24 protein-coding genes and 1 tRNA gene are annotated in these 25,949 nt (G+C 66.6%); 18 read left to right on the forward strand and 7 right to left on the reverse strand.

Annotated elements, in window-relative coordinates; translation table 11 throughout:
* Positions 1-343 precede the first annotated feature (343 nt).
* Genes JOF56_RS10590 through JOF56_RS10600 form a run of 3 tightly spaced genes read left to right on the forward strand, consistent with a single transcriptional unit; the run spans position 344 to position 4,585 of the window.
* Positions 344-1,666 carry an alginate O-acetyltransferase AlgX-related protein gene (locus JOF56_RS10590; protein WP_209636799.1) on the forward strand — a complete coding sequence of 441 codons (1,323 nt, stop codon included), beginning with the start codon at positions 344-346 and terminating at the stop codon, positions 1,664-1,666.
* A gap of 16 nt (positions 1,667-1,682) precedes the next feature.
* Positions 1,683-2,951: a polysaccharide pyruvyl transferase family protein gene (locus JOF56_RS10595; RefSeq protein ID WP_209636800.1), complete on the forward strand. Its 1,269-nt coding sequence runs from the start codon at positions 1,683-1,685 to the stop codon at positions 2,949-2,951.
* A complete protein-coding gene (locus tag JOF56_RS10600; RefSeq protein ID WP_209636802.1) occupies positions 2,948-4,585 on the forward strand; it encodes a glycosyltransferase in 1,638 nt (545 codons plus the stop codon). Before JOF56_RS10595 ends, JOF56_RS10600 begins: the two co-directional genes overlap by 4 nt.
* 45 nt (positions 4,586-4,630) lie before the next feature.
* Here JOF56_RS10600 and JOF56_RS10605 read toward each other — a convergent pair whose 3' ends face one another.
* Complete coding sequence (locus tag JOF56_RS10605; RefSeq protein WP_209636804.1) at positions 4,631-5,908, reverse strand: hypothetical protein; 1,278 nt, start codon at positions 5,906-5,908, stop codon at positions 4,631-4,633.
* Between the two features lie 115 nt (positions 5,909-6,023).
* Complete coding sequence (locus JOF56_RS10610) at positions 6,024-7,046, reverse strand: hypothetical protein (protein WP_209636806.1); 1,023 nt, start codon at positions 7,044-7,046, stop codon at positions 6,024-6,026.
* A gap of 286 nt (positions 7,047-7,332) precedes the next feature.
* On the opposite strand from JOF56_RS10610, the gene JOF56_RS10615 reads away from it, so the two are divergent.
* The gene (locus JOF56_RS10615; protein ID WP_209636808.1) at positions 7,333-8,610 is read left to right on the forward strand and encodes a hypothetical protein; all 1,278 of its coding nucleotides are present in this window, start codon (positions 7,333-7,335) and stop codon (positions 8,608-8,610) included.
* Here the strand turns inward: JOF56_RS10615 and JOF56_RS10620 are convergent.
* Positions 8,607-10,871, reverse strand: coding sequence for a glycoside hydrolase family 99-like domain-containing protein (locus tag JOF56_RS10620; protein WP_209636810.1), 2,265 nt, complete (start codon positions 10,869-10,871; stop codon positions 8,607-8,609). The genes JOF56_RS10615 and JOF56_RS10620 overlap by 4 nt on opposite strands.
* Before the next feature lie 103 nt (positions 10,872-10,974).
* Between JOF56_RS10620 and JOF56_RS10625 the strand changes: the two genes are divergently transcribed.
* The 5 genes from JOF56_RS10625 (at position 10,975) to JOF56_RS10645 (ending at position 15,175) form a co-directional block, all read left to right on the forward strand.
* Positions 10,975-12,333, forward strand: a complete 1,359-nt coding sequence (locus JOF56_RS10625) for a polysaccharide pyruvyl transferase family protein (protein WP_209636813.1) — start codon at positions 10,975-10,977, stop codon at positions 12,331-12,333.
* A complete protein-coding gene (locus JOF56_RS10630) occupies positions 12,291-14,087 on the forward strand; it encodes a glycosyltransferase (RefSeq protein ID WP_209636815.1) in 1,797 nt (598 codons plus the stop codon). Before JOF56_RS10625 ends, JOF56_RS10630 begins: the two co-directional genes overlap by 43 nt.
* 66 nt (positions 14,088-14,153) lie before the next feature.
* Complete coding sequence (locus tag JOF56_RS10635; protein ID WP_209636817.1) at positions 14,154-14,525, forward strand: type II toxin-antitoxin system RelE/ParE family toxin; 372 nt, start codon at positions 14,154-14,156, stop codon at positions 14,523-14,525.
* Positions 14,512-14,811: a helix-turn-helix domain-containing protein gene (locus tag JOF56_RS10640; RefSeq protein WP_209636819.1), complete on the forward strand. Its 300-nt coding sequence runs from the start codon at positions 14,512-14,514 to the stop codon at positions 14,809-14,811. The genes JOF56_RS10635 and JOF56_RS10640 overlap by 14 nt, the downstream gene beginning before the upstream one ends.
* Before the next feature lie 88 nt (positions 14,812-14,899).
* Positions 14,900-15,175: a YiaA/YiaB family inner membrane protein gene (locus tag JOF56_RS10645; RefSeq protein ID WP_209636821.1), complete on the forward strand. Its 276-nt coding sequence runs from the start codon at positions 14,900-14,902 to the stop codon at positions 15,173-15,175.
* On the opposite strand, the gene JOF56_RS10650 is transcribed toward JOF56_RS10645, so the two are convergent.
* Positions 15,172-15,567: a hypothetical protein gene (locus JOF56_RS10650; RefSeq protein WP_209636822.1), complete on the reverse strand. Its 396-nt coding sequence runs from the start codon at positions 15,565-15,567 to the stop codon at positions 15,172-15,174. The genes JOF56_RS10645 and JOF56_RS10650 overlap by 4 nt on opposite strands.
* Before the next feature lie 135 nt (positions 15,568-15,702).
* Positions 15,703-15,775: transfer RNA gene (locus tag JOF56_RS10655), tRNA-Gly, on the reverse strand.
* 261 nt (positions 15,776-16,036) lie between these two features.
* On the opposite strand from JOF56_RS10655, the gene JOF56_RS10660 reads away from it, so the two are divergent.
* The 5 genes from JOF56_RS10660 to JOF56_RS10680 all read left to right on the forward strand — a co-directional run bounded on the left by JOF56_RS10660 (position 16,037) and on the right by JOF56_RS10680 (position 19,562).
* Positions 16,037-17,503: a sigma-70 family RNA polymerase sigma factor gene (locus tag JOF56_RS10660; RefSeq protein WP_209636823.1), complete on the forward strand. Its 1,467-nt coding sequence runs from the start codon at positions 16,037-16,039 to the stop codon at positions 17,501-17,503.
* 114 nt (positions 17,504-17,617) lie between these two features.
* On the forward strand, positions 17,618-18,058 hold the full coding sequence (locus JOF56_RS10665; protein ID WP_209636824.1) for a DUF983 domain-containing protein: 441 nt from the start codon (positions 17,618-17,620) through the stop codon (positions 18,056-18,058).
* Between the two features lie 87 nt (positions 18,059-18,145).
* The gene (locus JOF56_RS10670) at positions 18,146-18,388 is read left to right on the forward strand and encodes a type II toxin-antitoxin system Phd/YefM family antitoxin (RefSeq protein ID WP_229907886.1); all 243 of its coding nucleotides are present in this window, start codon (positions 18,146-18,148) and stop codon (positions 18,386-18,388) included.
* Complete coding sequence (locus JOF56_RS10675) at positions 18,385-18,645, forward strand: Txe/YoeB family addiction module toxin (protein ID WP_209636825.1); 261 nt, start codon at positions 18,385-18,387, stop codon at positions 18,643-18,645. The genes JOF56_RS10670 and JOF56_RS10675 overlap by 4 nt, the downstream gene beginning before the upstream one ends.
* A 53-nt stretch (positions 18,646-18,698) precedes the next feature.
* A complete protein-coding gene (locus JOF56_RS10680; RefSeq protein WP_209636826.1) occupies positions 18,699-19,562 on the forward strand; it encodes an Fpg/Nei family DNA glycosylase in 864 nt (287 codons plus the stop codon).
* On the opposite strand, the gene JOF56_RS10685 is transcribed toward JOF56_RS10680, so the two are convergent.
* Positions 19,563-21,353: a gamma-glutamyltransferase family protein gene (locus tag JOF56_RS10685; RefSeq protein ID WP_209636827.1), complete on the reverse strand. Its 1,791-nt coding sequence runs from the start codon at positions 21,351-21,353 to the stop codon at positions 19,563-19,565. It lies immediately after the preceding gene.
* A 6-nt stretch (positions 21,354-21,359) separates the two neighbouring features.
* Positions 21,360-22,655: a UDP-glucose dehydrogenase family protein gene (locus JOF56_RS10690; RefSeq protein WP_245378229.1), complete on the reverse strand. Its 1,296-nt coding sequence runs from the start codon at positions 22,653-22,655 to the stop codon at positions 21,360-21,362.
* Between the two features lie 135 nt (positions 22,656-22,790).
* Between JOF56_RS10690 and JOF56_RS10695 the strand changes: the two genes are divergently transcribed.
* From JOF56_RS10695 to JOF56_RS10705, 4 genes are all read left to right on the forward strand, one after another.
* A complete protein-coding gene (locus JOF56_RS10695; RefSeq protein WP_209636831.1) occupies positions 22,791-23,753 on the forward strand; it encodes an aldo/keto reductase in 963 nt (320 codons plus the stop codon).
* 123 nt (positions 23,754-23,876) lie between these two features.
* On the forward strand, positions 23,877-24,011 hold the full coding sequence (locus tag JOF56_RS59470) for a hypothetical protein (protein WP_281065434.1): 135 nt from the start codon (positions 23,877-23,879) through the stop codon (positions 24,009-24,011).
* Positions 24,012-24,059: 48 nt separating this feature from the next.
* Positions 24,060-24,815, forward strand: a complete 756-nt coding sequence (locus tag JOF56_RS10700) for an SDR family NAD(P)-dependent oxidoreductase (RefSeq protein ID WP_209636833.1) — start codon at positions 24,060-24,062, stop codon at positions 24,813-24,815.
* A 187-nt stretch (positions 24,816-25,002) separates the two neighbouring features.
* Entirely contained in the window at positions 25,003-25,947 is a 945-nt protein-coding gene (locus JOF56_RS10705) for a hypothetical protein (protein WP_209636835.1), read from the forward strand.
* Positions 25,948-25,949 lie beyond the last annotated feature (2 nt).

Here is a 25,949-nt window from a genome sequence, read left to right on the forward strand (position 1 = left end):
CGAACACCCCAGTTCCCTGTCACGCAGGCTAGGACGAGGCGAATGCCTCAAGCCGTTGCGCGGGATGCATAACTTATGTGTCGTCCGCCTGGGTCGCGGCCGAGCGGGGGCGTTTGGCCAGGACGCTGACCAAGCGGGCTATGAAGACCGCGGACACGAGCGCCACGATCGTGACGTGAATCCACATATCTCCTCCGTGGGGTTGGGCTACACGGGTTAGACGTTTCTGAGGCTGCGCCGGTTGAGTGCGTGACGTGGGTAACAGTCGGCCGACACGCGGGGGCGTTCGCCCGATCGGGTTAGGCGGGGCCGTGGCTTCCGTTATCTTGGCTACGGAGGATGCATGGACGTCAGGGAACAGCCGGCTCGGTCACTGCCGCCGGTGCATGAGGCGTGGTTGCCTCGGGAGCATTCGCTGCATCGCCCTCGCCATGGCAAGCGTCAGACGACTGCCCTGGTCAGCGCTGCCGTGTTCTTCTGTGTCCCGTTGCTGCTTCTCGTCGTGGGGGTGCGGCCGGAAGCGATTGAGAATCGGCGGCCTGCCGGGTTCCCTTCGCCGGGGGACGGCTGGGGGTTCTTTACCGGGCTCAATCCCTGGGCCACCGACAACCTTCCGCTGCGTGACGTCGCGATTCACGCTCATGGGGACATCAGTGAAGGCCTGTTCGGTGAGGTGCCGAACTTCGATGGTCCGCAGCAGCCTGCGGCAGGGCCGGTCGCGCCGCCGCCTCCGACGCTTGAGCTTCCGCCTGACTCCAGGACGCCCAACGGCAGCGATCTGGGTACTGATGGTTTTCCCACGGTCATTCAGGGGCGGGACAACTGGATGTACTTCGGGTTCGACACCAAGGGCAAGTGTCAGCCGAGCCAGACGATGAACGACATCGTGGCCAATGTGGCCCGGCTGAAGGCCGCGGTCGAGGCGTCCGGCCGCACGTTCGTGCTGGCTGTGGCGCCCGACAAGACCACGATGGTGCCCGAGCATCTGCCCGGCAGCTATGCGGGTAAGGCCTGTTCGGCTGCCCCGAGGACCACCTTCTGGCGACGGGCCATCATCGAGCTCAACATCGTCGACCTGCGTGTCCCGCTCAACCAGCAGGCCGACCGGATCCGGGAGCCGGTCTACTTCCCGCAGGACTCGCACTGGACGTTCGCGGGCGGGCTGACCATGACCAAGGAGATCGCCGAACGCGTCCAGCCTGGCGTCTCGCTGCCGTGGCGGACCAAGAAGGGCAGCGAGTGGAACAGCCAGGCCGACCTGCCCAGGCTGATCGGGCGGACCGCGGCCAGCAAGACCAATCGCTACGAGCTCGCGCCGGACGGTGGCTCCGATCGGACGGACTACGTGGCCAGCGACTTCCAGACGCCGCTGGTGTTCCGCACGAACACCGGGATCGGCAAGATCGGGACCAAGACCGCGATGATCGGCGACTCGTTCACGCAGTTCGCCAGCCCGTTCTTCGGCGCGGTCTTCAGTGACATCTCCATCACGCACGTCGGCCAGTTCGCCAAGGACGCCAAGCCCGTCGCCGACCGGCTCGCCGACGCTCAGGTGGTGATCTTCGAGATCGTCGAGCGCAACCTGGCCGCCGGGGCCAGCCCGATCTCCGACCCCAGGATCGTCGACCTGATCGCCAGCACTATGGCGGCGCGTCCGATGCGCTGACGCTAGTCTCTGGCTGGTGCAGGACGAGTCTCTTCCTCTCCCCGCCGTGGCCGTGCTCAGCAGTGCGGATCTCGGCGGTTTCGGTGACCAGTTGCTGGCCGCGGTGATCGAACGCGAACTGCTGGCCCGGCTGCCGGATGTCCAGATCGTGTCGTTCGCTCCGCTGGGGTGGGACCGGCCGGGCAGTACGGCCACGCCGCTGGCCAGGCCCGAGCGAGCCACGACCGCCCGGATCACCGAGTCCGCACAGTCGAGTGTGCTGTGTCCGGCGTTCCCGCTCGGCGACGATCTGTCAGCGCGTTACTCCTCGCCGCAGGCGCAATGGGCGGAGCCGTACTTCGCCGGTGGGCTCGTTGAGGCCAGTCACGCCGTGGTGGCGTGCGGTGTCCGGGTGGTCGCGAAGCCGTCGAAGGCTCTGGTCACCGCTGTTGCCCGGCGCGCGCTGTTCACCGTGCGGGACAAGGTTTCCCGGGAGCGTCTGAAGGCCGCGGGTGAGGACATCGCGATCGTGCCGCACCCTGGGCTCGCCGTGAAGTTGGACGGTCTGGCGGCGAGGGCTGAGAGCCTGCGGAAGCTCGGGGTGCTGCCTGAGGGTTCATACGTCGTTTCGGCCGTGCCGATCGACGGTGAGCAGGTCGTCCCGCTGCCTGAGGACGGCGCGCTTGAAGACAAGCTCGCGATCATCGCCAACGCGCGGTTCGTGGTCGCCTCCGATGAGCACATGGCAGCGGCCGCGGCCGGGCTGGATGTGCCGTGGGTCCTGCTCGACCCCACGGGTGAGGAAACCCCGCCTGTCCTGGAATTCGGCGTCGAGCAGCAGATCGTGCGGTCCGCTGACGACCTGCCCTCAGTCATCACGAAGGAGTTCCCGTCCCGCAAGGCGGAGTTGCTCACAGTCCTCGACGAGCACTTCGGCAAGGTCGCCAAGGTCACCGAGATGGCAGTGCTCGCCAACGACGGCAGCCCGTTGCGGCGGTGGGCACGGCTCGCGGAGGAGAACCGAGCGCTGCGGCACGCCAACGCCAGGCTGCGCGAGCGGATGGTGGTCGAGCGCAACCGGATGATCGACCCGATCGCCGACGTCGTCACCGAGAACGACAAGCTCACCAAGGAGCTTGAGGCAGCCCGTGCCCAGCACGCGAACATGGTGGCGCAGAACCAGATCCTGATGGCCCAGGTCGCCGAGCGCGACCGGGAGCTGCTGGCCTGGCAGAACATCAGGCTGATCCGCTGGACGAACCCGATCCGCAACGCCTACAGCAAGGTCAGGAGCTTCGTGCGGTGAGTGCCGACTGCCGGGTGACCGTTGTCCTGGTGGCCCAGGAATCACCGCAACAGTGCCTGAAACTGCTCGCCGAGCACACGACTGTTCCATATCGGACGGTCATTGTGGACAGCTCAGAGGACGCCGGTACGGCGCACAATCTCGGGGCGCGCCAGGCCGACACCGAGTTCATCTGTTTCCTGGATCCTTCGGTCGAAGTGACCGAAGGATGGCTGGAGCCGTTGATCGAACTGCTCGACGCGCGCCCGCGGGCGGCGTCCGCCGCGCCTGTCCCGGACGACGGCAAGCTGCACTTCACCACCGCTCTTGATCACGTCTCGACGGCGTGCCTGCTGGTCAGGCGGTCGGCTTTCCACGCTGCCGGTGGTTTCACCGCGGAGTTCGGCGACGACGATCCGGGTTTCTCAGCCGCCTTACGGGCATTGGGCTGGCAGTTGTGGCTGTGCACGAAGTCCAAAGTGCTGTCGATGCCGGTGGTCGACTATGTGGAGCGAGCCGATCGTGTCACGTCCTTCCGCGTCTTGCTGATCGACGACCGTGTGCCGCAGGTGGACCGTGGCCGCGGCGACCCTCGTACTCAAGCTGTTGTCGACGAGTGGCGCGCAGCTGACGATCTCGCGCGCGTGACCTACTTCGCCGCGTTGCCGGACAGAGCTGAGGATTACGCGCCAGCGTTGCGTGAGCGCGGTATTGAGGTTGTCTGGGGCGAAGATCCTGTGGAATGGGCTGCCACACGACCCGGCTACTACGACGTGGTCACGGTATTCCGGCCACACAACCTGGACCGCGCGGGCGAACCGATCGCGCGCTACCAGCCGCAAGCCGTGCTCGTGTACGACAGCGAGGCACTGTTCCACCGGCGGCCCGAGCAGCACTACGAGACCTGTGAGGACCCGGTTCGTCGCGAGGAATTCGCCGCTGAGGCAAAGACATTGCGGGAAGTCGAGACCCATGCGTTCCGGTGGGCCGACATCGGTGTGTGCGTCAGCGAGGACGAGGCCAACTGGGCACGGGCCGCCGATCCGACGACGAGCGTGCATGTCGCGTGCTATCCGACGCGGCTTGACCGGGCGGTTTCCGGTTGGGAGGAACGGTCCGGGATTGTCTTCTTCGGCGGTTTCGACGGGACCCCCAACACGCCCAACGAATACGCGGTTCTCGCGTTGGCCAATGAGGTGCTCCCGGAACTCCGCGAAAAGCACCCGGGAACATTGACTCGTGTTGTGGGCGCGGACCCATCACCTGCTGTGCTGGCATTGGAAAGCGAGCACATCAAGGTCGTCGGCCGAGTGCCCGACCCACATCCACTGCTGGCTTCAGCGCTCGTGCACGTCGTCCCAATGCGTTATGGCGCGGGCGTGAAGGCCAAGTTCATCGACACCATGGCCGCCGGACTGCCTTTTGTGACAACGCCGGTGGGTGGCGAAGGACTGTATCTCGGCTCGCTGGCCAAACATCTGATCGGCGAGTCCAGCGCGGAGATCATCGAGCTGACCAGCGCCCTGTTGACCGACCGAACATTGTGGACTGACATCCAGGGCGAACTGCTGGAGATCTGCCGGAAATACTTCTCCCATGCGGCTTTCACGCGGGAAATGCGGGCCGTCATCGCCGACTGCGGAATCCCCGGCTGAGCATGGATGTGCCCCCAACGCCGCGGCAATGGGGGCACAAGCCGGCTACTGAGCCGGCGGGAATTTCTGGATGACGCGCTGGAGCAGCTCGTCGAAGGCGTCCTTGCTGGCGGTCTTGTCCGGGCCGTAGGCCTCGACACGGACGACCTTGCCGTCGGCGATGAAGTGCGCGCGGTTGCTGTTCAGCTTGTTGCCGGAGTCGGCAGGCAGGCTCCAGATCGTGACGCCCGCAGGCGAGTTGGTCGCCTTGGTGTGGCCGGCCTGCTGGTAGAGCGTGTTCACCGCGGACAGGATGGCTTTCGGGTCGGTGCCCTGGGCAGGGGTGAAGGCCCAGATACCGCGGGTCAGCTCGCCTTCGGTGCTCACCACCGAGCTGATGCTGGCCGTGCCGGCCTGCTGCAGCAGCTTGGCCTCGCCCTCGGTGGGGGCCTTCGCGGCAACGGCGTCCGCGATCGGGACGTTGTCCCGGATCGCAGGGGCGTCGTTGCCCGGGACGATCTGCACGAACGGGCCGTCCGGCAGCTTCGGGCCGGTCGAGGTCGGCGGCGGCGTGGTGGTCTGCTGAGGTTGCTGCTGCTGGCTCGGGCCTGGGTCGGACGACGGCGTGCCGGAGTTCTGCGTGATGAAGAAGATCGCCGCGGCCGCGCCGAGCACCACGACCACACCGGCCGCGATGCCGATGATCTTGCCTTTGCCCTTGCTCTTCTCCTCGAAGATCTCCGGGCCTTGACGGGGCCAGCTCGTGCCGACCTGGCCGAAGCCCGGCGGCAGATCGTCGCCTGCCCACGGCGGGCTGGCGGGCTGCTGTTGCTGAGGGTGCGGTTGCGGCTGCTGGCCCCACGGCGGCTGCTGCTGGACCTGCGGGAACCCACCAGGCGGGGAGTTGGTGACGTAGTTGGGCACCACCTGCGTGCGGTCGACGCCGCTGACCACCTGCGTGCGATCGGAGTCGCTCGGGCCCTGCTGGCCGACCACCTGCGTACGGTCCGACTCACTCGGGCCTGGCTGGTAGGTGGGCGGCGGGGCGACCGGCGGGATGATCGTGGTCGAGTCGGCACTGTTGCCGCCTGCCTGGCTCGGCTGCCCGGGCTGCCACTTGAACGCGGGCGGGAACGGCGTCTGCTGCTGCGACGGCTCCGGGGCGGCGGGCGGCTGCTCGGGCTGCTGCTGCACCACAGGCTGGGCGGGCTGGGCCGACGGACCGGTCGTGGCCTGGGAGGCCTGCGCAAGCAGCTCGTCACGCCGTTTGCGGTAGTCGTCGGCAGCTATCCGGCCCGTGGCCAGTGCACTGTCCAGCTTCTGCAGCTCTTCCTGCCACGACATCTCAGGTGCCTCTCGGATTGTGGGTCGCGTTGCCAGTCCCGTTCGACATTGTGCCGACAGCCGCGACGGCCGCTCACCCGGCCGGGGTATCCACAGCCGGACGAGCGGTTCGCAACTATTTGACCGCGATCGACTTCGACGTGAGATCGACCGAGCGTCGAACCGCATTGTTCAGCTGCCCACGGTCACCTGGCGAGGTCTGCTGGATCACAATCCGGACCGTTACCCGGCCATTGCCGTAGACCGCTTCGGACAGAGTTGATTTTTCACCCACCACGGTCAGCGCCGTCACACCGGACGGCAGGCCGGTGATGCCCGCGTCGGTCATGCCCAGATTCTTGTTCCGGTCGACGATCCTGGCGGCCAGCGCCTCGCCGCCCTTCTCACCCTTGACCTGGAAGGCGAACAGCACATAGCTGAGGTTGCCGCTGGTCACAGCGCGGCAGAGGATCTTCTCGGTACCCGACTCGACCAGGTAGCTCGCCTCGTCCGGCTTGATCATGTTGTAGACCTGCGCCTGGTCCACGCTGAGGATTCCGCTGGTGGACAACGGCAGATCGGTCGGGTTCGGCAGCTTTTCGATGCTGAGCGTGTCGGTGACCGGCGCGGGAGCCGGAGCCGGCTCGGAGGAAGGCGGCGGCGCGGCGGACGACCCGCTGTCGCTCGGCCGGAACGCCAGGAACCACGTCAGCCCGGCAACCAGGGCGAGAACAACCACGGCGATCACGTACCGCGGCCACTTCTTGCGGACCACGGTGTCCTGGCTGAACACCTCGGAACCCTGCATCGGGGCCTGCGTCGGCGGAAAGATCTGGGACAATGCATCCGGCGGCTCAGCAGACACACGGGCCTGCGGCGGCGGCTGCATCGCCTGCCAGCCGGAAGCCTTGCCCGGATCCGCGGGAATCCCTACCCGCTGAGTGATGTCCGCCGAGGAATCCCCCGACTTCGCGTCGCCCGTACCGGTGAACGCGTTCGCGATCGATGGCCCCTGCTTGCGGTGCACCCGGCGGACCTCGACAGAGCTGCTCGACGCGGTCGCAAGTAACTCGTCTCGCCGCCTGCGGTACTCGTCAGCCTGGATGCGCCCGGCCGACAGATCCTGATCCAGGCTGTTCAACTCGTCCTGCCAGCCCATCTACCGCCCTCTCGTCCAGCCGATCTCGTGCTGCCCATTCTCACCGCCAACCCACGATCGAAACGTCGATCGGGTGAATTACCGGCACATTTGTGTCGACCAACCCGGTGAAGTGCTAGGGGACCAGCCTGGTCAGGCACGTTAGCGCACCCCATTGGCGCTTGCCTGCTTGCCCTATTCTGCGGCAGTGGACGTCACCCGGATGACTGAACGCCCTAGTCCGACTGATACACCGAGATCCGGGGTCTCGTGGGCACCTGGCTGGCTCGTTCCGCTCGTGGTCTGGGTGACGTGGGCTACTACCTCGATCGTGGCCGCCTGGTGGGTCATCGCCCACGGCCGGGCCATTCCGTACGCGGACGAATGGCACCTGGTCGGCGCCATCACCGGCGCCGAGCCGATGACGCTGGACTGGGTGCTCCAGCAGTTCGACGCGCACCGGCTGATCTCCCTGAAGCTGATCATGGTGCCGCTGACCCGCCTGGCCGGTGGCGACTTCCGGGCCACGCCCGCGTTCACCCTCGCGGTGCTCTGCCTGACCGCCGCCGCGGCCATCCACACGTTCCGCAAGATCCGGGGCCGGACCAGGCTGGTCGACACCTTCTTCCCGATCGTCCTACTCAGCCTCGGCGTCGACGCGCTGTACTACGGCTTCCAGATGCAATTCGCCACTGCGGGCGCCGCGGCCGTCTGCGTGCTGCTGGTGATGGTCCGCTACCGGCTCGACGTGCCACCGGGTCCGGCCTGGCTGGCGATCGGACTGATGCTTTTCCTTCTCGGGCAGGGCGGCCCGGGGCTGGCATTGCTGCCGCCGTTGGGAATCTGGCTCGCCATCGCCGGCTTGCGGTTACGGCGAACCCGGAAACTGCAGGGCACTCTGGTGCTCGGCGGGCTGGCGCTGGGAGTGCTGGCCACTGGCGCGTACTTCATCGGCTTCAGTTCGAGCAACCCACGGAAAGCCACGTCGTTCGGCCAGTTCCTGGAGGCGATCGGCCGGGTCTCCGGGTCCGCGGCAGGCGACCGGATGAGCGACATGTGGCCGTGGGGCGGGATCGTCGCGGTGGCCGTTCTCCTCGCGACCTCGGGCGTTGCTGTCTGGCTGCTGCGTAAAGGCGAGGACAGGCAACGCGCGATCGTGCTGGCGCTCTTCGGATTCGGCGCGATCACGCTGATTCTGGTGATCGCCTACGGCCGCGGCGGCATGACGTGGTCCCGTGGCCTGGAACACCACTACATGCCGCTGGTACTGCCCGCCACAGTGTGGATCTTCGCGGTGTGGGACGAGGCTCGCGGCCGGATCCGGGCGTGGGCCACCGGCGTGTTCACCGCGTTCATGATCCTGGTCTACGTATGGGGTATCACCGAAACCCAGCCGCTCGGGGCCTGGCTGGCTCAGGAGTCGGTCCGGTTCCGGACGGACATGTGCGCGGGCATGCCCGCCGACCAGCTCACCGCCAAGTACCTGAACTTCCTGTACTACACCGACGACGAGTACGGCCGGAAGCTGGTCGCGACCGGTATCACCGAGATGCGCGAGCACAAGTCCGGCGACTTCGCTTGTTAGTGGCGGCTTTCGAGCTCGCTGATGTACTGGTTCTTGGCACCGAGCTGTGTCTCCAGTTCCCGCACATAGCGAGCACCGTCGGAGATGGCGCGGTTCTTGTTCTCGACTTCGACTTCCATCGAGCGGGCCCAGTGGCCGACCTCTTCGAGGGCGGTTGAGCGCTCTTTGAGCTGCTTGTCGAGGCTCTTGGCCCATTCGGCGGTCTGCCGGGCGCCGTTGGTGATGTCGTTGATCGCCTGTTTGAGGCGGGCGATCTCGCGGGAGTGGGCCTTGGCGTCGTTGCGGTCGGCGGCGCGGCTGGCTTTCTGGCCGCGCTCGTAGGCTGTGAGGACCTCGTTCTCCAGCTCGACGACGCGGTCGCGCAGGTCCAGGTAGTCCGCGGGCAACGCGCCGACCTGTGTGGTGGTGGTCTTGGCGGGTGGCGGGACTGAGATCTCGCCGAACACGCGGCGGGTCGCTTCGAGGTAGCCGTGGCCGAAGCGCTGGTCGGGCTCGAGGTAGGCGCCTTCGGCCCATTCGTTCCAGGCGTTGACGAATACGAGGCCGTTCTCCGGGCGGCGGCGTGCCTCGTGTTCGGCCGCTGCGAGCAGCCACTTCTCGTAGGCCTCGGGGTTGGCGCCGTGCAGGATCGTGGCGCGGACCTTGCGGCGCGCGGTGTTGTCCCAGCTTGGGACCACGCAGGGGTAACGCACCCACGGCACGTCGAGGCGTTCCAGGCAGCCCGCGCTGACGTCCTCGTACTCGTAGCGCAGGTGGCTGCCGGCCGCGAGGCGCGGGTCTGGGTGCGCGGAAACCTTGTCGCCCAGGCGATGCGGCGGGAACTCGACCTCGGCGTCACAGCCGGTCTGGGCGGGCTTCTTGTCCAGCTGGTGCGTGATCGCCTGGATCAGGTACGGCTCGACGCCTGTCTCGGCCACGCACGCCTTGCGGAACTCGTCGATGTAGCCGCGGGCGTCGGGCAGGTGGGCGACGTTGTAGATCACGAACGCCGGCCGGTCGTCGACCTTCAGGTAGCGCGGGTCGTTGAACGCCTTGGCCAGGTAGGCCGCGTGCCTACGGACCTCGTCGTCCTCGCCGTAGTGCTGATCCTGCAGGATCGCGCGGTCGCCGCCGTCCCAGATCCGGCTCCAGGACTCGTTCGCCCAGCAGAGCATGAACGGCAGCGTCGGCGAGCCGGACGAGAGCACCTCTTCGAACGGGCGCTGCAGCAACCTGCGGCCGCCGAACCAGTAGTGGTGGTAGCAGAACGCCGAGATGCCGTTCAGCCGGGCGAGCTTGGCCTGCGCCTCCCGCACCTCGGGCAGCCGCAGGTCGTAGAAGCCCAGGTCGGCGGGCCGGCGTGGCTGGTAGTGCTCCGGCCAGATCGGCTCGGCCTTGGTCACGTTCGTCCACTCGGTGAAGCCCTTGCCCCACCAGGCGTCGTTCTCCGCGGTCGGGTGGAACTGCGGCAGGTAGAACGCGACCGCCCGGACGCCCTCCACCTTCGGCGGGCCGCCGGGCTCCGCCGTACGTGCCTTGACCTTGGCTTTCTCCGGCTTCTCGGTCTTGTCCCAGTCCGGCTCGGGCGCGAGCTCCAGCGCGCCTTCACGCGTGGCAGGCACAGCGGCGAGCACGAACTGCAGCGTCGCCGACTCCGGGTCCTCGGAGACAAGCTCCACGACCGCGGAGGGGAAGTCCTTCAAGTTCAGCTGCGGGTCGAAGTCGAACGGGCTGACCGTGACCCGCTCGGTGCGCTCCACACGCAGACCCGCGTCCGTGAACAGGTCCTCGAGGCTGGAATGCGTGAAGAACCGCAGGTGATGACGGTCCAGCAGGCCGAAGTCGCTGTAATCCCACCGGCCCTGCAGCAGCGACAGACGCAACGAACCGTGCGCCACGTTCGGCACGGACGCCACGACGTAACCACTGTCGCTGAGCAATGTGGCGGCCTTGGCCAGCAACTGCCCGGGGTTCTCCAGATGCTGCAGCACATCGCCGGCCAGCACGACGTCGAATCGCTTGTCCGCGAGTTCGTCCAGTGCGCCAGGCGTGTCCAGGTCCGCGACGAGCACCTGCTCGGCGAACCGGCCGGCCTTCTCCGCCGCCTCCGCGTCGATCTCCACACCGGTGACCTGGCAGCCCTGCCCGAGCAGGTGCCTGGTCATCGCACCGGTCCCGCAACCGAGCTCCAGCACGGTTTTGTCACGGCCGATCAGGCGCAGTTGCCTGACGTGCGTGGTGTTCTTCTCATCGAGATCGATGTGCGCGTCGTATTGGGTCATTCCCCTGTGACAATCAGCCGGATCGGACACGGAATTGCTGGTCGTACGGTACAGGAGAGTGCCCCCAGCCCCCTGACGCCCGGCGACCGTATCATCCAGGCTCGTGGCAGCTGCTGTAGATGGTTCTGACGGCACGGTGGCCGTGTGGGGGGCGTTCGATCTCGACAGTTTCGGTGACCAGCTCTACCCGCGGATCACCGAAGACGAGATCGTCCGGCGCCTGCCTGGCTGGACGGTACGGACATATGCGCCGTTGGGCTGGGAAAGGCCGTGCCGCAGCGACGGCGGTTTCGTCGCCGAGCCCTTGGGTGAACGCACTGAAAAGCGAATTGCCCAGCTGGCGGCTGCCGCTGACGTGACTCTTGTCAGCACTGGAATCCGCGCGGATGTGTCGCCGTGGTTCGTCGACGGTCTTGGTGCGGCTTGGGAACGTGCGCACCCGGTGATCTGGAACGCGGTCGGTGTCGAGGCCGGTTCCGAACAGATCCGTGACGCTTTGGCTGCACGTCGTCACATTTCCGTGCGTGACGAGGTTTCCGCACAACGGCTACGGGACTGCGGTGTCTCGAACGACATCACCGTGGTTCCGGATCTCGGCGTGCTCGTACACCGGTTGATCCGGGCGGAGTCGCTACGGCCGCGGGTGGACTACTTCCGGCTGATGGGCTGGTACCCGATCGACCGGCCCGCGCTGATCGTGCAGGGCGACCAGGCCGCGGTGCCGCACGTGAAGGAGATCGCCCGGATCCTGCGGTGGACGCTCGCCGAGGTGCTCATCGCGGACGTCGTGATCCTCGAGACCAGCGAGAGCGGCTTCGCCGACCTGCTGGCCGAGCACCTCGACCCCAACCACACGTACCGGCTGCCGTTCGGGCTGCCGCCGGAGGACGTGCTCGCCGCCATCCACGGCTCGATCGGGACCGTGGCCACGGACTACCACGCGACTCTCTCCTCGGCGATGCTCGGCAGGCGGTGGGCGCTGCTGGACACGACCGACGACCACGCCGAGCTGGCGTCAATGCTTGAGGAGCCGACGCATCGCGCGACGTCCACCGAGGAGCTGGCCGAGGCCATCCGGATCGCCTTCCCCAAGCAGCCCGACCCGCACCGGTACGCGCCCCTGCGGGACAAAGTGGACACGCACTTCGACACGATCGCCCAGGAAGCCGAGCGGTCGTGGATCAAGAACGGCGGCAACAGCGAGCACCGCTGGGCCGACGTCCGCCGCGAGAACGCCCAGCTGCGCGCGGCCTACCGGGCGAGCCGGTTGCAGCTCGCCGCGGAACGCCGCCAGCTGCTGGAGCACATCCAGCTGGCCGCCAACGGCACCGGACTCGCCGCGATTCCTGCGGAGGAGATCGCCAAGCTACGCGCGGACAGTGCGGAACTGGCGCGGCTGCAGCAGACCAAGCTGATCCGGTGGAGCTCGCCGGCGCGTCGGATCTACGGGAAGCTGAAGTGACGCCGCGTTCGGTCACGCCGCTGGTCTCGGTTGTGATCGTCACTCACGGCGGTGGTGAGCTGCTCACGCGGTGCATCTCCGCGCTACGCGACAACACGCGTGAAGCCATTGAGGTGATCGTGCTCGACAGCGCATCGCCCGATGGGACAGGCGAATGGGCTCGGCGTGCGCTGCCGGATGTGAAGGTCCACACCAGTGTGGCGAATCACGGCTTCGGCGCGATGTCCAACATGGGCGTGCTGGATGCACGTGCGCCCTATGTGTGCTTTCTCAATGCCGACGTGACGGTGTCGCCGAACTGGTTGCCGCCTTTGCTTGAGGTGCTGGAAACACAGCCGCATGTCGGTGCTGTGGCGCCGCTGATGAACAACCCCGATGGGACCGTGCAGGAGTACGGCTCAGTCGTGCGTGCCGACGGGTGGTCGGAGGCTTGGACGGACACTTCGGCGCTGTTCCGGCGTCCGGTCGACTACGCCTCCGGCGCGTGTCTTCTGGTGCGGCGTAGGGCTTTCTTCGAGGTCGGCGGGTTCGCGCCGGAGTATCACATCGCGTACTTCGAGGACACCGACCTGGCTTTCGCCCTGCGTGAGGCCGGATGGTCCACAGTGGTCGAGCCACGCAGTGCCGTTGTCCACGAACGACATGGCATCAGCGGTTCCGAGCGCGCGTTGTCGTTGATGCAACGCAATCATGGGATTTTCGCCGCCAAGTGGGCACGTCGGCTCGCCACGCATGTCGCGATCAAGCCGGACTCGCCGGCGCATCACCTGGCGCACGCCCGGGATCTGACCGTGCTCGAACGGATCCTGGTCATCGACGACACGGTCCCCGGCGATCCACGCACGCGCCGGCTGGTCGAAGGCCTGGTCGGCCGGGACCGCCTGGTCACCTTCACGGCCCGGTACGAATCCAAAGAGGACGGCCACTGGCTGAGCGTGCTCGGCGTGGAAGTGGCCGTGGTCACCGACATCTCGGACTGGCTGAGCCGGCGGCTGGGCTGCTTCGACGTCGTGATCGTGTCCAAACCGCACAACTGGGACTGGTCCGCGCGTGCGATCGATACCTACCAGCCACAGGCCAAACGCGTCTACGACGGCTCGCCCCTGCTTGGCTCAGACCTGGAGGCAACCGCTTTCACCTGGGCGGACGTCGCCATGTGCAGCACCCGAACCGACGTCGACCGCGTCATCGAGACAGTGTCCCCACCGACCCACATGCACGTCGTCGGCTACTCGTCCCCAATCGTCACCAACCCGCTGAAGGCCCGGTCCGGCGTGGTCGCGTTCGCCGACTCGGTGCTGACGGAGATCTGGCCGACCCTGCACGACTGGGACGCCGGACTCCGCCTAACCCTGTTCTCGGCGAACCAGACCGACCGCCCCGAGGTCGAGGTCATCGGCCACGTCCCCAACCTCCCCTGGCACCTCAGCCGCGCCCGCCTCGCCATCGCCCCAGCGAGAACTCCGGGCCTCAGCACAGACCTGGTCACCAGCATGGCCGCCGGGCTGCCCTTCCTCACCAACCCCACCGGCGCCGAGGGCCTCCACCTGGGCGACCTCACCGCCCACCTGGTCGCCGAAACCCCCGCCGACACCCTCAAACAAGCCGACAAACTCCTGACCGACGACATCCTCTGGCAGGACGTCGCCGACCACCTCCTGGACCTGGCCGCCGAACACTTCTCCACTCGGGCCCTGCACCGCGCCCTCGACGAAACCCTCCTCACCTGCGGCCTCGCCCCAGCCGAACGCTGATCATCACCCGATCGTGAAGCGCGCCCCGCTACGGTAATCGCCACCAGCGTATATAGCATTGCCGCTATGCCCTGGGGTACGGTGGAGCTGGAACCAGAAGTCCGGAACTGGCTGGAGGATCTGCCGACGGGACATTTCGCCACAACGGCGTTCTATGTCGACCTGCTCGCAGAGCAAGGTCCGTTGCTCAGCGAGCCCTATACGCGGCAGTTGGATGGCAAGGTTCGCGAACTGCGATTCCATCTCGATGGCGACGCGCTGCGGGTGACCTATTGGATCGCCCCGGAGCGCCGGATCGTGCTGCTGACTGTGTTCCGGAAGACTCGGATGCGAGAAGAGCGCGAAGTCGCACGGGCACGGCGCGCTCTACGGCGGTGTGTCGCCGAGGCGCACACGGTGGACGAGGTGATCAGGAGTGGGCACGATGGGCGAGCGTGACGACTGGGCCGAGCTTCGGGAGCGGCGGCTCGCGGAGCCGGGTGCCGCAGAAGCCTATGACGCCGCTCGGATTGCCTACGAACTGGGCAAGGCTGTGCGGGAGATGCGTGAGCAGCGTGGCTGGACCCAGGCTGAACTGGCCGGTCTGGCCGGTATGACGCAATCGGCTGTCGCACGGTTCGAAGCGGGCGGGACTGTGCCGACTATTCCTGTGCTGGAGCGGCTGGCGCACGCGTTGGAGGCAGAACTGGTCGTACGGCTGACCCCGCGTACGTCCGCGGCATAGTCGTTGTTCTACAACAAGACTGTCTCGGACGGGGTTGTTGAGTAGAAGCACTCAAGACAGGATTCGCGCTGTTCGGGAGCCTTTGGGCATGCCTAAGAACACACCAGCCTTCTTCGCTCAGGCGGTCGCTTCGTTTGTCATCGCGATGGTCGCTGTCACGGTCGGAGTCGTGGCGTTGCCGTTCGATCCATGGGTCCGCGGGTTTCTGGGTTTAGCGATCCTCTACGCCATCACGTCCGCGTTCACGCTGGCCAAGTGCATCCGGGACAAGCAGGAGGACAGCGCCGTGACCAAGCGGGTGGACCAGGCGCGGCTCGACAAGCTGATCACCGATCATGACCCGTTCAAGCCCGAGCACATCTAGCAGATCAAGGTCGTGCAGCGGGTCGTCGTCGGGGGTGGCGGGGGCGGCTTCGAGGTCGTCGAACTCGGCGTAGTGGTGTTCGTCACTTGCTCGGTCGTGGTGGCGGTTTTCTGGGTCGACGAGGAGGTCTTGGAACTCGGCGCGGACGACGACGAGGACGAGGAGATCGACGTCGCCGATGAGCTCGAGGTGGTCTGTTCGATGACGGGTGGCGCGCTCGACGTCGGGGCCGCGGATGAGGTCGTCGCGTCCGTGGCCACGTGTTCCAGCCGCAGTGGGGGCCGTTCTTCACTCCCGGAAGCCGCCACGCCGATGCCGAACAGGGCGGCTACTGCGGCTCCAAGGAAGGCCCCGACTGCGAGGCGTAACGGTGCGCCTGGTTGGTCGAGCACGCGTTACCTCTATCGGGTTAACCCGATCGGGTCAAGCAAGACTGAAAAATACTGGCAAAACCCTGACCCGGTTCGAAGATCGTCTTCCGGGCAAAAAGAAGGCCCGTGCCGGATTAACACGGGCCTTCATCGGGGAGCGGATGACGGGACTCGAACCCGCGACCCTCACCTTGGCAAGGTGATGCGCTACCAGCTGCGCTACATCCGCCTGACGTCTTTCGACGATGTGGACACTCTACCGGATCGGTTCCAGCTGTTTCGCGAGGGTTCACCTCCCCCGCGCGGGTGTAGTTCGTTCGCACTACACCTGAGCGATTCAGGAAGCCGGATGGCCTAATCACGCCGGTTATCTGGCTCACATCTATGGTCGGATGTCACCAAGAGTCTTCACACTACCCACACTGGGCGACGCTCGAATGTGGCATGTTGTTCATCGTTCGCGTGTATCCGGAGGGAGGTACCTAGCCGGATGACCGCAACGGGCAACCCTGCCCTCGACGCTGGCGAGGAATCGTTCCAAGACCGCGAACTCCTCGCCTCCCTGCGCGCCGGGGAAGACGCCGCCTTTGGCGAGCTGTTCTCCAGGCACGCGGACGCCGTACGGCGGTTGGCGCGGAGTATCGCGGCTGATCGCTCGGACGTCGAGGACCTCACCGCGGAGGCTTTCTTCCGGGTGCTGCAAGCCATTCGGCGCGGCGCCGGACCAGTCGACAACGTCCGCTCGTACCTGCTGATCGTCACCCGGCGGGTGGCGTGGGAGTGGAGCGAGCGGCGCCGGGACGTCCCCGTGTCCGACGAGATCCTGTCGCACCGGGCCGGTCAGAACCCGGACACCTCCGGCCAGGCACACGAACGCAACCTGATCACCCGGGCGTTCACCAGCCTGCCCGAGCGCTGGCGCAGCGTGCTGTGGAAGGTCGAGGTCGAAGGCGAGCGGCCGGCCGTGGTCGCGCCGAACTTCGGCCTCAGCCCGAACGCGACCGCCGCGCTGGCCCGCCGAGCGCGCCGCGGCTTGCGTGCCGCCTACCTCCAGGCGCACCTGTCCACCCACCACGGATCGACCGGCTGCCGGTCGATCCTGGAGAAGCTCGGCGCGTACACCGCCGGGACGATCAAGGGCGCCGAGCGGCGCCGCGTCCGCGCGCACCTGGTCAGCTGTTCGTCGTGTCAGTCGACACACGACGAGCTGCAGGACGTCTGCGCGGGTCTGCGGTCCTACGCGGGTCTCATGGTCGCCCCGGTGGCGATCGGCGGTCTGCTGGCGAACAAGACCGGTTTCTGGGCCACGCTGAAGGGCCTGGTCTCCTCCGCGGGCGCCAAGCTGACGCTGGCCGGCTCGTCGGTGCTCGCCGCGGGCGTGGTCGGCCTCACCGTGGCGCCGGATCTGGCCGACAACGCCTTGCCCGCGTCGCTGGACTTCCCCGGGCAGGGCACCGAGCTGGTGATCACCGACTCGCACCAGCCGGAGATGACGCCCGCGACGGGGTCGTTGTCGTCCTCGCTGAACTCCACACCGACCAGCCGACCACAGCAACAGCCGCAGCCGATTGAGAACCTGCCCGACTCCCGGCGGGACCACGACGACGAGGTCGCGGTCGCGCTTCCTGCCGACCCGCCGCCGTTGCCGAACGTGGAGCACCACGAGACCCGGCTTGTGCTGCGAGACAGCGGCGGGACCGCGAAGAACGGCAACCAGGGCGTGTCGACGACCGATCCCGAGGGCTCGAGCGTGCTGGTCGGCCCGCCGACGTGCGCCGAAACGCCGACCGAGAAGACCCTCACCTCGGACAAGACCAGCACCTCCGAGACCGCCAAGGAGACCAAGGAGTCCGACTCCGCGTCCACGGACACACCCGCCGAGAGCACAGCGGCCACCAAGACCACCGAGACCACAGAGACCAGTGAGCCGCAACCAGCTGACAAGCCGACGCGCTGAGTGACGATCGACTTTCACCCGCTGGGCCTAGCGCTGACACGGTACCGTTAACGGCATGCGTGACCACCGACCGTGGTCTGACGCCTACACAGACGTGTCGTGGAGGAGGCAGGCATGACGCGCCTGGTGCGTGGTGCGGACGGCCGAATGTGGACCGTGCGCGGCGAGCTTGAGTGGGGCAAGAAGCCTGCCACGGCCGAGGACTTCGAGCACGACGTCAGCGGCGGGCATGGCCCGGGCGTCGTGATGATGGTCCTTGTCGTCGTGCTCGGCCTGGTCTGGGTGTTCCGGATGCCGACGGATGTCGTCGTTCCCGCGTGGGTCGTGCTCGCGCTGCTGATGCTGTTCCTGTTCTTCCCGGCCCGCTGGGCACTGCGCAGGCCGTGGAAGCTCGTGGCCGAGACCGGCGACGGCACCCCCGAGGCCCCGATCGAACGCTGGGTCGGCACAGTCCGCGGCATGTTCAACGTCCGGACCGAAGTCGCCAAGGTGACCCGGGACATCCAGAAGGACACAATGCCGAGCTTCGACGGCCCCCTGCACCCCGTGGAGTGAACCTTCGGCAGCCCGCGGGCTCTTGCCACTCATTCCACTTCGACGTACAGTATCTTGTACGTCGAAGGGAGGGTGCCAGTGAAGACCATGAGCTACTCCGAGTCTCGCGCGAAGTATGCCGAGACCCTCGACTCCGTGGTCAACGACCGCGAAGAGGTCGTGATCACTCGCGCAGGGCATGAGCCGGTTGTGATCGTGTCCCTTGACGACTACCAATCGCTCAAGGAGACCGCTTACCTGCTGCGCAGCCCGGAGAACGCGCGACGCCTGATCACTGCCATCGAGCGACTGGAGTCCGGCGGCGGGACACAGCACGAACTCGTTGAATGAAACTGGTCTGGGACGAGCACGCCTGGAATGACTACATCTGGTGGCAGACCGAGGACCGCAAGGTCCTCAAGCGCATCAACGACCTGATCAAGGACATCAGCCGGAACGGCAATGAGGGAATCGGTAAGCCCGAGCCGTTGAAGCACGGGTTCCAAGGCTATTGGTCGCGTCGGGTCACCGATGAGCACCGGCTGGTCTACAAGCTCGCAGATGATGAGATCCGTATCGCAGCGTGCCGCTACCACTATGGCAAGTAGTGGTAGCGGCAGTTTGGAGTGACATCGGTGCCTGGCGGGGTAAGACTGTGCGTGTGCCAGAACTACCTGAGGTCGAGGCGCTCGCGCATCACCTGCGTGAGTTCGCGGTAGGCCGGACTGTCGCCAGGGTTGATGTCGCCTCGCTGCAGGTGTTGAAGACAGCGAGCCCGCCGTGGACCGAGCTGCATGGCCGCACGGTCACTGGTGCCGGTCGTTACGGCAAGTACCTGGACATGGACTGCGACGGGCTGCATCTGGTTGTGCACCTGGCGCGTGCTGGTTGGTTGCGTTGGGCAGACACTCTCAGTGCGGCGCCGCCCAAGCCTGGCAAGGGGCCGCTGGCGCTGCGGGTGCATCTGGGCCCGCCTGGTGAAGGGCCGGGGTTCGACCTCACGGAGGCGGGGACCAAGAAGGGTCTCGCGGTGTGGATCGTGACCGACGTCCAGCAGATTCCGCAGATCGTCAATCTCGGGCCGGACGCGCTGTCGCTGTCCCGGCCTGAGCTGGCCGATCTGCTCTCCGGCCGGACCGAACGGCTCAAGAACGCGATCACCGACCAGCGTCTGATCTCCGGGATCGGCAACGCCTACTCCGACGAGATCCTGCACACCGCCAAGCTCTCGCCCTACGCGACCGCAGGCAAGCTGTCGGACGACGCGCTCACCAAGCTCCACGCCGCCGTGCACGCCGTCCTCACGGACGCAGTCGCGCGCTCAGTCGGCCAGTCCGCTGCCCGCCTCAAAGGTGAGAAACGGTCCGGCCTGCGAGTTCACGCCCGGACCGGCATGCCGTGCCCGGTCTGCGGCGACACGGTCCGCGAGGTCTCGTTCGCGGACAAGTCGTTCCAGTACTGCCCAACCTGCCAGACCAACGGCAAGCCGCTGGCCGACCGCCGGATGTCCAAGCTGCTCAAATAGTCAGCGGCCGACGGCGTAGCCCTGCATTCCGCGGGGGTTGGCGGCGGCGCGGAGCATGCCGTCGCTGGGGTTGCGGGAGACGGCGGACATGCGGCCCAGAATCCAGGGGCCTGCGTCGGTGATGAGGTGGCCACGGTCGCGGAGTTCGGCGATGGTGGCTGGACCGAGGCGGGATTCGACGACCAGTTCGCCTGGTTGCCAGTAGCGCGGGAAGAAGGAGCTGGGGAACGCGCCGGAGTGCCAGTTCGGGGCGTCGATGGCTTCCTGCAGGTTGAGGCCGGCGACCAGGTGGGCGAGCCAGAAGCACAGCTGCCACTGGTCCTGCTGGTCGCCGCCGGGGGTGCCGAAGGCGATCCGGGGGACGCCGTCACGTAGCGCCATGGACGGCGAGAGGGTGATGCGAGGGCGGCGGCCGGGTACCAGTGCACTGGCGAAATGTGGTTCCAGGGTGAACATCTGGGCGCGGGTGCCGAGGCAGAAGCCGAGCGACGGGATGGTCGGCGAGGACTGCAGCCAGCCACCGGACGGGGTCGCGGAGACCATGTTCCCGGCCGCGTCGACGACGTCGATGTGCACGGTGTCGCCGCGGACGACTCCGCTGTTGCCGATTGTCGGCTCGCCCAGGGCGCCGGAGATCTCCTCCGCGGGGACGAAGTACGGCACGGCGAACGCGGGCAGGCGTGGTGGTTCGCCGCTCGGTGAACCAGGGCGTAGCTCGAAGGAAGCCTGCTCGGTGATCAGTGCGCGCCGGTTTGCCGCGTATTGCCTGGACAGCAGGATGTCCAAGGGCACAGACGGATCATCGCCGTACCAGGCTTCGCGGTCGGCGAAGGCGAGTTTCGCGCACTCGGTGGCGATGTGGACGGTCTCGGCAGTGGGTACGCCGTCCACGTAGGACAAACGGTCCGCGAAGCCCTCGAGCAGCCGCAGTTGCTGGGCCAAGACCGGCCCCTGGGTCCAGGCACCGCATTTGACCAGGCTCCATTCGCCGAAATCGACGGTCAGAGCGTCCTCATAGGTCGCCTGCCAGGACGCGATGTCCTGGCCGGTCAGCACTCCCGCGTGGTCCCGGCCGGAGTCGTCGCGGAAAGCCTGTCGCGCGAACGAATCGATCGCCTCTGCCACGAAACCCTGTGACCAGGCACGTCGAGCCGCTTCGATCTGGGCTTCGCGATCAGATCCCGCGCTCTCGGCTTCGGCGAGCAGACGCTCCCACGTGTCGGCGAGGACCGGGTTGCTGAACCGTGAACCTTCGGCCGGTGCACGCCCGCCAGGCAGCCACAACTCCGCGGAACTGGGCCAATGTTCCTTGAACAGATCGGTGACCGCGTCGATGGTGTCCGGAATCCGCGGAATGATGGGGAACCCGCCGCGTGCGTACGACAGCGCACGACTGAGCACGTCCCGCAGATGCTTGGTTCCGTAATCCCGCAACAGGATCAGCCAGCCGTCCCACGCACCGGGCACAGTGGCCGCGAGCAAACCGCTGCCGGGGACCAGTTCCAGGCCCTGGGAATGGTAGTGCCCGATCGTGGCGGCGGCCGGGGCAACGCCCTGACCACACAGAACCCGTGGCCGCGACTCCCCCGCGGCCTGGAACACCGCAGGCACCTCGCCGCCGGGACCGTTCAAGTGCGGTTCGACGACCTGCAGCACAAAACCCGCGGTGACCGCCGCGTCGAAGGCGTTTCCGCCTACTTCCAGCATCGCCATTCCCGCCGTCGAGGCCAGCCAGTGGGTGGAGGCCACCATGCCGTGCGTGCCGGCCAGTTCAGGGCGGGTAGTGAACACAACTACCTATCTAAGCCGATGTCCGGGCGATTCAACAGGCCGCCCGATGGCCTGCCAGGTCAGCCCGGCGTGCGCGAGCTCGTCGCCGTCGAGCAGATTTCTGGTGTCCACCACGGTGAATCCGTCCATCAGCTCGGCCACTTTGGTCCAATCCAATGTCCGGAACTCGGGCCATTCAGTGAGTACGACAACAGCGATGGCGCCCTTGACCGCCTCGTAGGGGTCATCCACCAGACGCATACCGGGCATTTCACCGGTGATCGCCGGGTCGTGCGCGGTCACCTCGGCACCTTCCCCGATCAGCGCCTCGGCGATCCGGATCGCCGGCGAATCGCGCAGGTCGTTGGTGCCCGCCTTGAATGCCAGGCCCAGCACACCGATCCGGGCGCCCCGCACAGTTCCGTCGCACGCCTGCCGGATCCGGTCCAGCACGTCCGCCTGCTGGTGCGCGTTCTGCTCGATCGCGGACCTCAACAGCCCGAAGTCCAGTCCGACGGAGTCCGCGACGTGCATCAACGCGGTCGTGTCCTTCGGCAGGCACGAACCGCCCCAGCCAGGGCCGGGCTTCAGGAACGACCGGCCGATGCGCGGGTCGTAGCCCATTCCCTCGGTGACGGCCTGCACGTCAGCGCCGACGCGATCACAGAGCTGGGCGATCGCGTTGACATAGGACAGCTTCACCGCGAGGAAGCAGTTCGCCGCGTACTTGACCATCTCGGCGCTGGGCGCGTCGAGCACCAGCGTCGGCGCCTCCAAAGCGGAGTACAGGTCGCCGACTTTCTGCGCGGCCGCGCGGTCGGCCGAACCCACCACGATCCGGTCCGGGTTCAGGAAGTCGCCGACCGCGCTGCCTTCACGCAGGAACTCCGGGTTCGACACGATGGGTACGTCCACCATGTACTGCAGGCGATCCGCGGTACCAACTGGGACGGTCGATTTGGTCGCCACCGCACAGCCGGCCGGCAGAATGCCGCGGACCTCGGCGAGTACAGATTCGACCGCGCGCAGGTCAGCCGCGCCGTCCGCGCCCATAGGCGTTGGCACGCAGAGGAAAAGCACTTCGGTGTCGGCGGCGACAGCGTTGGCCGCGCCCACGACGAACTCCAGATTCCCGTCAGCCAGGCCGCGTTTCACCAGGTCGGCCAGGCCAGGCTCGAGGATGTCCACCTGGCCGGCCCGTAACCGCGCGACCTTCTCGGTGTCGATGTCCGCGCACACGACGTGATGCCCGAGCCTCGCCAGGCACGCGCCGGTCGTGAGGCCGACATAGCCGGTGCCGACCACTGCGATCTTTCGCTGCAACCGAATCACCCCATCCTGTTGCAGCGACGGTCGCAGCCCGAGTTGACCTCCGTGAGAACACCAGACGGCGAGCTCGAATACTCCATGCGACGGACGCCGCTGGAACTTCCGGCGCCGCCCGCATAGGGTCTCGCCGTGGAGCACCGACATCTCGGTGAGTCCGGGCTTGTGGTCAGCGCCATCGGACTCGGCTGCAACAACCTTGGCAGGCCAGGAACACCCGCGGAGTCGCTCGCCGGTTCACGGGCCGTCGTGGGCGCCGCGCTTGACGCGGGCGTGACGTTCTTCGACGTCGCGGACGTGTACGGCGCGCCGCGCGGGCGAAGCGAGGAACTGCTGGGCCAAGCCCTGTCCGGACGGCGTGAGCACGCCGTCATCGCCACGAAATTCGGCGTGGACATGCAGGGCAGCAACGGGCCCGACTTCGGCGCACGCGGCTCACGGCGTTATGTCCGGCGTGCGGTCGAATCGTCGTTACGCAGGCTGGGCACCGACTGGATCGACCTGTACCAGCTGCACCGGGCCGACCCGCAGACGCCGATCGGCGAGACGCTCGGCGTGCTGTCGGAGCTGATCACCGAGGGCAAGATCCGGTACGCCGGGGTCTGCAACCTGGCCGGCTGGCAGATCGCGGACGCCGCCTGGACAGCGCGCACCCAGCACGTGGCGCTGCCGATCGCCGCGCAGAACCACTACTCCCTGCTGGAGCGCGAGGCCGAACGCGACGTCAACCCGGCCGCCCGGCGCTTCGGGCTGGGCGTGCTGCCGTACTTCCCGCTCGCCAACGGCCTGCTCACCGGCAAATACCGCCGTGACAGCGACCCACCCGCCGGAACCCGGCTGGCCGGGCGGCGAAGGCTGCTCCTGGACGCCCCCTGGGACCGGATCGAGCGTTTACAGGCGTTCGCCGACGACCGTGGCATCTCGATGACCACGCTCGCGATCTCCTGGCTGACCGCCCAGAACCCGGTGTCGTCCGTGATCGCCGGTGCCACCACACCCGATCAGGTCATCGAGAACGCCACCGCGGTGAAGTGGCGGCCGACCCCCGAGGACCTGACGATCATCGATGGGATCTGCCCACCCGGCCGCCGCTAGCCCTGACAGGGCCGGGTCCACCTTTGGTCGTAGCAGTCGGTGAACTGGGACGTCCCCCGGAAGTACGCGAATACCGCACTCCCGGCGGACGCGCGGGCGGCGTCCGGCGACCAGGGTGGATGCATGATGAACGTAATGGTGATCGTGCTCGCGTTCGCCGCGCTGGCGGTCCTGGCGGCGGTGCCGTTGGTGCTGCTGATGCACGCGGCGGACAAGCGTGGGCACGTTAAGGACGTCACACCGCACGATCTCGTCTGACCATGGCCGATAGCCTCTCTCCGTCGATGAGCCCAAAGGAGAGCAGGCATGCAGGTCAGCGGTATCGCGGCGGTTGTCACGGGTGGAGCGTCGGGACTTGGCGGCGCCACGGCGCGGGCATTGGCCGGCGCGGGTGCCCAGGTGTTCGCGCTCGATCTGCCCGGGGCGATCGAGAAGGCCGACGCCGTTGACGGCGTGACGTACGTGCCCGCTGACGTCACCAACCCTGAGCAGGTGCAAGCCGCGGTCGACGCAGCCGGTTCGGCAGCGCCGCTGCGAGTAGCCGTGAACTGTGCCGGCGTCGGCACCGCGGGCCGGATCCTTTCCAAGAAGGGCGTGCACGACCTCGACCTGTACCGCAAGGTCATCGAGGTCAACCTGATCGGCACATTCAACGTGCTGCGCCTCGCCGCCGACGCGATCGCCAAGACCGACGCGGACGAGAACGGTCAGCGCGGCGTCGTGATCAACACCGCGTCGATCGCCGCGTTCGACGGCCAGATCGGGCAGGCCGCCTACTCCTCCTCCAAGGGCGGTGTGGTCGGACTGACCCTGCCGGCCGCCCGTGACCTGGCCACTTCCGGCATCCGCGTGGTCACCATCGCACCCGGCATCATCGACACGCCGATGCTCGCGGGCGTCAGCGACGAGTTCCGGGCCGCGCTCGCCGAGGGCGTGCCCTTCCCCAAGCGCCTCGGCCTGCCCGCGGAGTACGCCAAACTGGCCCTGTCGATCGTCGACCAGGACTACCTGAACGGCGAGGTCATCCGCCTCGACGGCGCCTTGCGCATGGCCCCTCGCTAAGCACTGGACATCTACGGACGCCCAGTGGACATTACGATGTCCACTGGGCGTCTTGCGCGTCCACTAACGTCCAGTTTATGCTCACCCCGTGGAACCACACTGGATGTGATCACCGAGGCACGGAGCAACCCAAGCAGGACATGATCCACACTTGGGTCTATTTGGTTCGCCAAAATCGGAGACAGCAGTGGACGAATATGCCCTTCTCAACGAACTGAAGACCCTGCGCAGAGGACGCGGCCTGCAGCATCCGAACGTCTCCACAATGATCGGCCCAAATCTTCGTGAATTGTCAAAAATCGATGAGAACGACAGCAACGGCGTTGCTCGAGAGAAGATAATCAAAAAGCTGCATGAGATGATCAAGCGGCTTCCTTCGCACAACCAGCTTTCGGCCGAAGCGGCACTTGGCCTCACCAATCGATTCGATCAGGAGCTGTACAGCGACCGTATCTCAACCCTTGCCGTTTCATTGGACCGCGATGTCCGTACCGCACGTCGCCGCGTTGACGATGCATTCGCACGCCTGGCAGAAGTAGCAACACAATCCGGCAATCGACCGGCATATCGTTCAACCAGTTGGCAGATCGATCATTTCTCCGCCATCCTTCGATTGGACACACCGACGCCGATGTGCCTTGAAGAGCGCAAGATCCTGGCACTGGAAGATGACGTCCAGAATCTCGTGATCTCCATATCCATTCCGCCAAGAGACAATTCGGACACGGACACGCGAGGCGCGAATTTCGAGGTCATGTTCGGTGCAATTCTAGTCGAGGTCGTGAAAGCCACACCAAGCCGATTCACTTATACGCTGCAACTGCCTCGGTCACTAGCCGCAGGCGAAACCCATGACTATGGTCTGATCACGCGGCTTCCTGAGCATCAGCCGATGCGTCCGCACTACATGTACTTCCCTGAGCGCCCATGTGCCGACTTCGACGTGCGTATCCGGTTTGCTCAGGACGCACTGCCAGAACAGTGCTGGTCGCGGTCCGACGCTTTCCCTCGGGACGCGGATGACGCCCCACCGACCACCACCGTTCTCCGACCAGATCTGGTCGGAGAAGTACAGGCGCATTTTTCCGACCTTATGCCGGGCCTTGGCTACGGCGTGCAATGGAAATTTTGACT

This window comes from Kibdelosporangium banguiense, assembly GCF_017876405.1.
GTDB classification, from domain to species: domain Bacteria; phylum Actinomycetota; class Actinomycetes; order Mycobacteriales; family Pseudonocardiaceae; genus Kibdelosporangium; species Kibdelosporangium banguiense.

Bases quoted from the DNA above. Each gene is read 5' to 3' on its own strand.
- JOF56_RS10665 (WP_209636824.1), top strand. From the start codon at position 17,618: ATGACGCGCCTGGTGCGTGGTGCGGACGGCCGAATGTGGACCGTGCGC.
- JOF56_RS10645 (WP_209636821.1), top strand. From the start codon at position 14,900: ATGCCTAAGAACACACCAGCCTTCTTCGCTCAGGCGGTCGCTTCGTTT.
- JOF56_RS10660 (WP_209636823.1), top strand. From the start codon at position 16,037: ATGACCGCAACGGGCAACCCTGCCCTCGACGCTGGCGAGGAATCGTTC.
- JOF56_RS10675 (WP_209636825.1), top strand. From the start codon at position 18,385: ATGAAACTGGTCTGGGACGAGCACGCCTGGAATGACTACATCTGGTGG.
- JOF56_RS10635 (WP_209636817.1), top strand. From the start codon at position 14,154: ATGCCCTGGGGTACGGTGGAGCTGGAACCAGAAGTCCGGAACTGGCTG.
- JOF56_RS10610 (WP_209636806.1), bottom strand. From the start codon at position 7,046: ATGGGCTGGCAGGACGAGTTGAACAGCCTGGATCAGGATCTGTCGGCC.
- JOF56_RS59470 (WP_281065434.1), top strand. From the start codon at position 23,877: ATGATGAACGTAATGGTGATCGTGCTCGCGTTCGCCGCGCTGGCGGTC.
- JOF56_RS10700 (WP_209636833.1), top strand. From the start codon at position 24,060: ATGCAGGTCAGCGGTATCGCGGCGGTTGTCACGGGTGGAGCGTCGGGA.
- JOF56_RS10590 (WP_209636799.1), top strand. From the start codon at position 344: ATGGACGTCAGGGAACAGCCGGCTCGGTCACTGCCGCCGGTGCATGAG.
- JOF56_RS10620 (WP_209636810.1), bottom strand. From the start codon at position 10,871: ATGACCCAATACGACGCGCACATCGATCTCGATGAGAAGAACACCACG.
- JOF56_RS10640 (WP_209636819.1), top strand. From the start codon at position 14,512: ATGGGCGAGCGTGACGACTGGGCCGAGCTTCGGGAGCGGCGGCTCGCG.
- JOF56_RS10670 (WP_229907886.1), top strand. From the start codon at position 18,146: ATGAGCTACTCCGAGTCTCGCGCGAAGTATGCCGAGACCCTCGACTCC.
- JOF56_RS10605 (WP_209636804.1), bottom strand. From the start codon at position 5,908: ATGTCGTGGCAGGAAGAGCTGCAGAAGCTGGACAGTGCACTGGCCACG.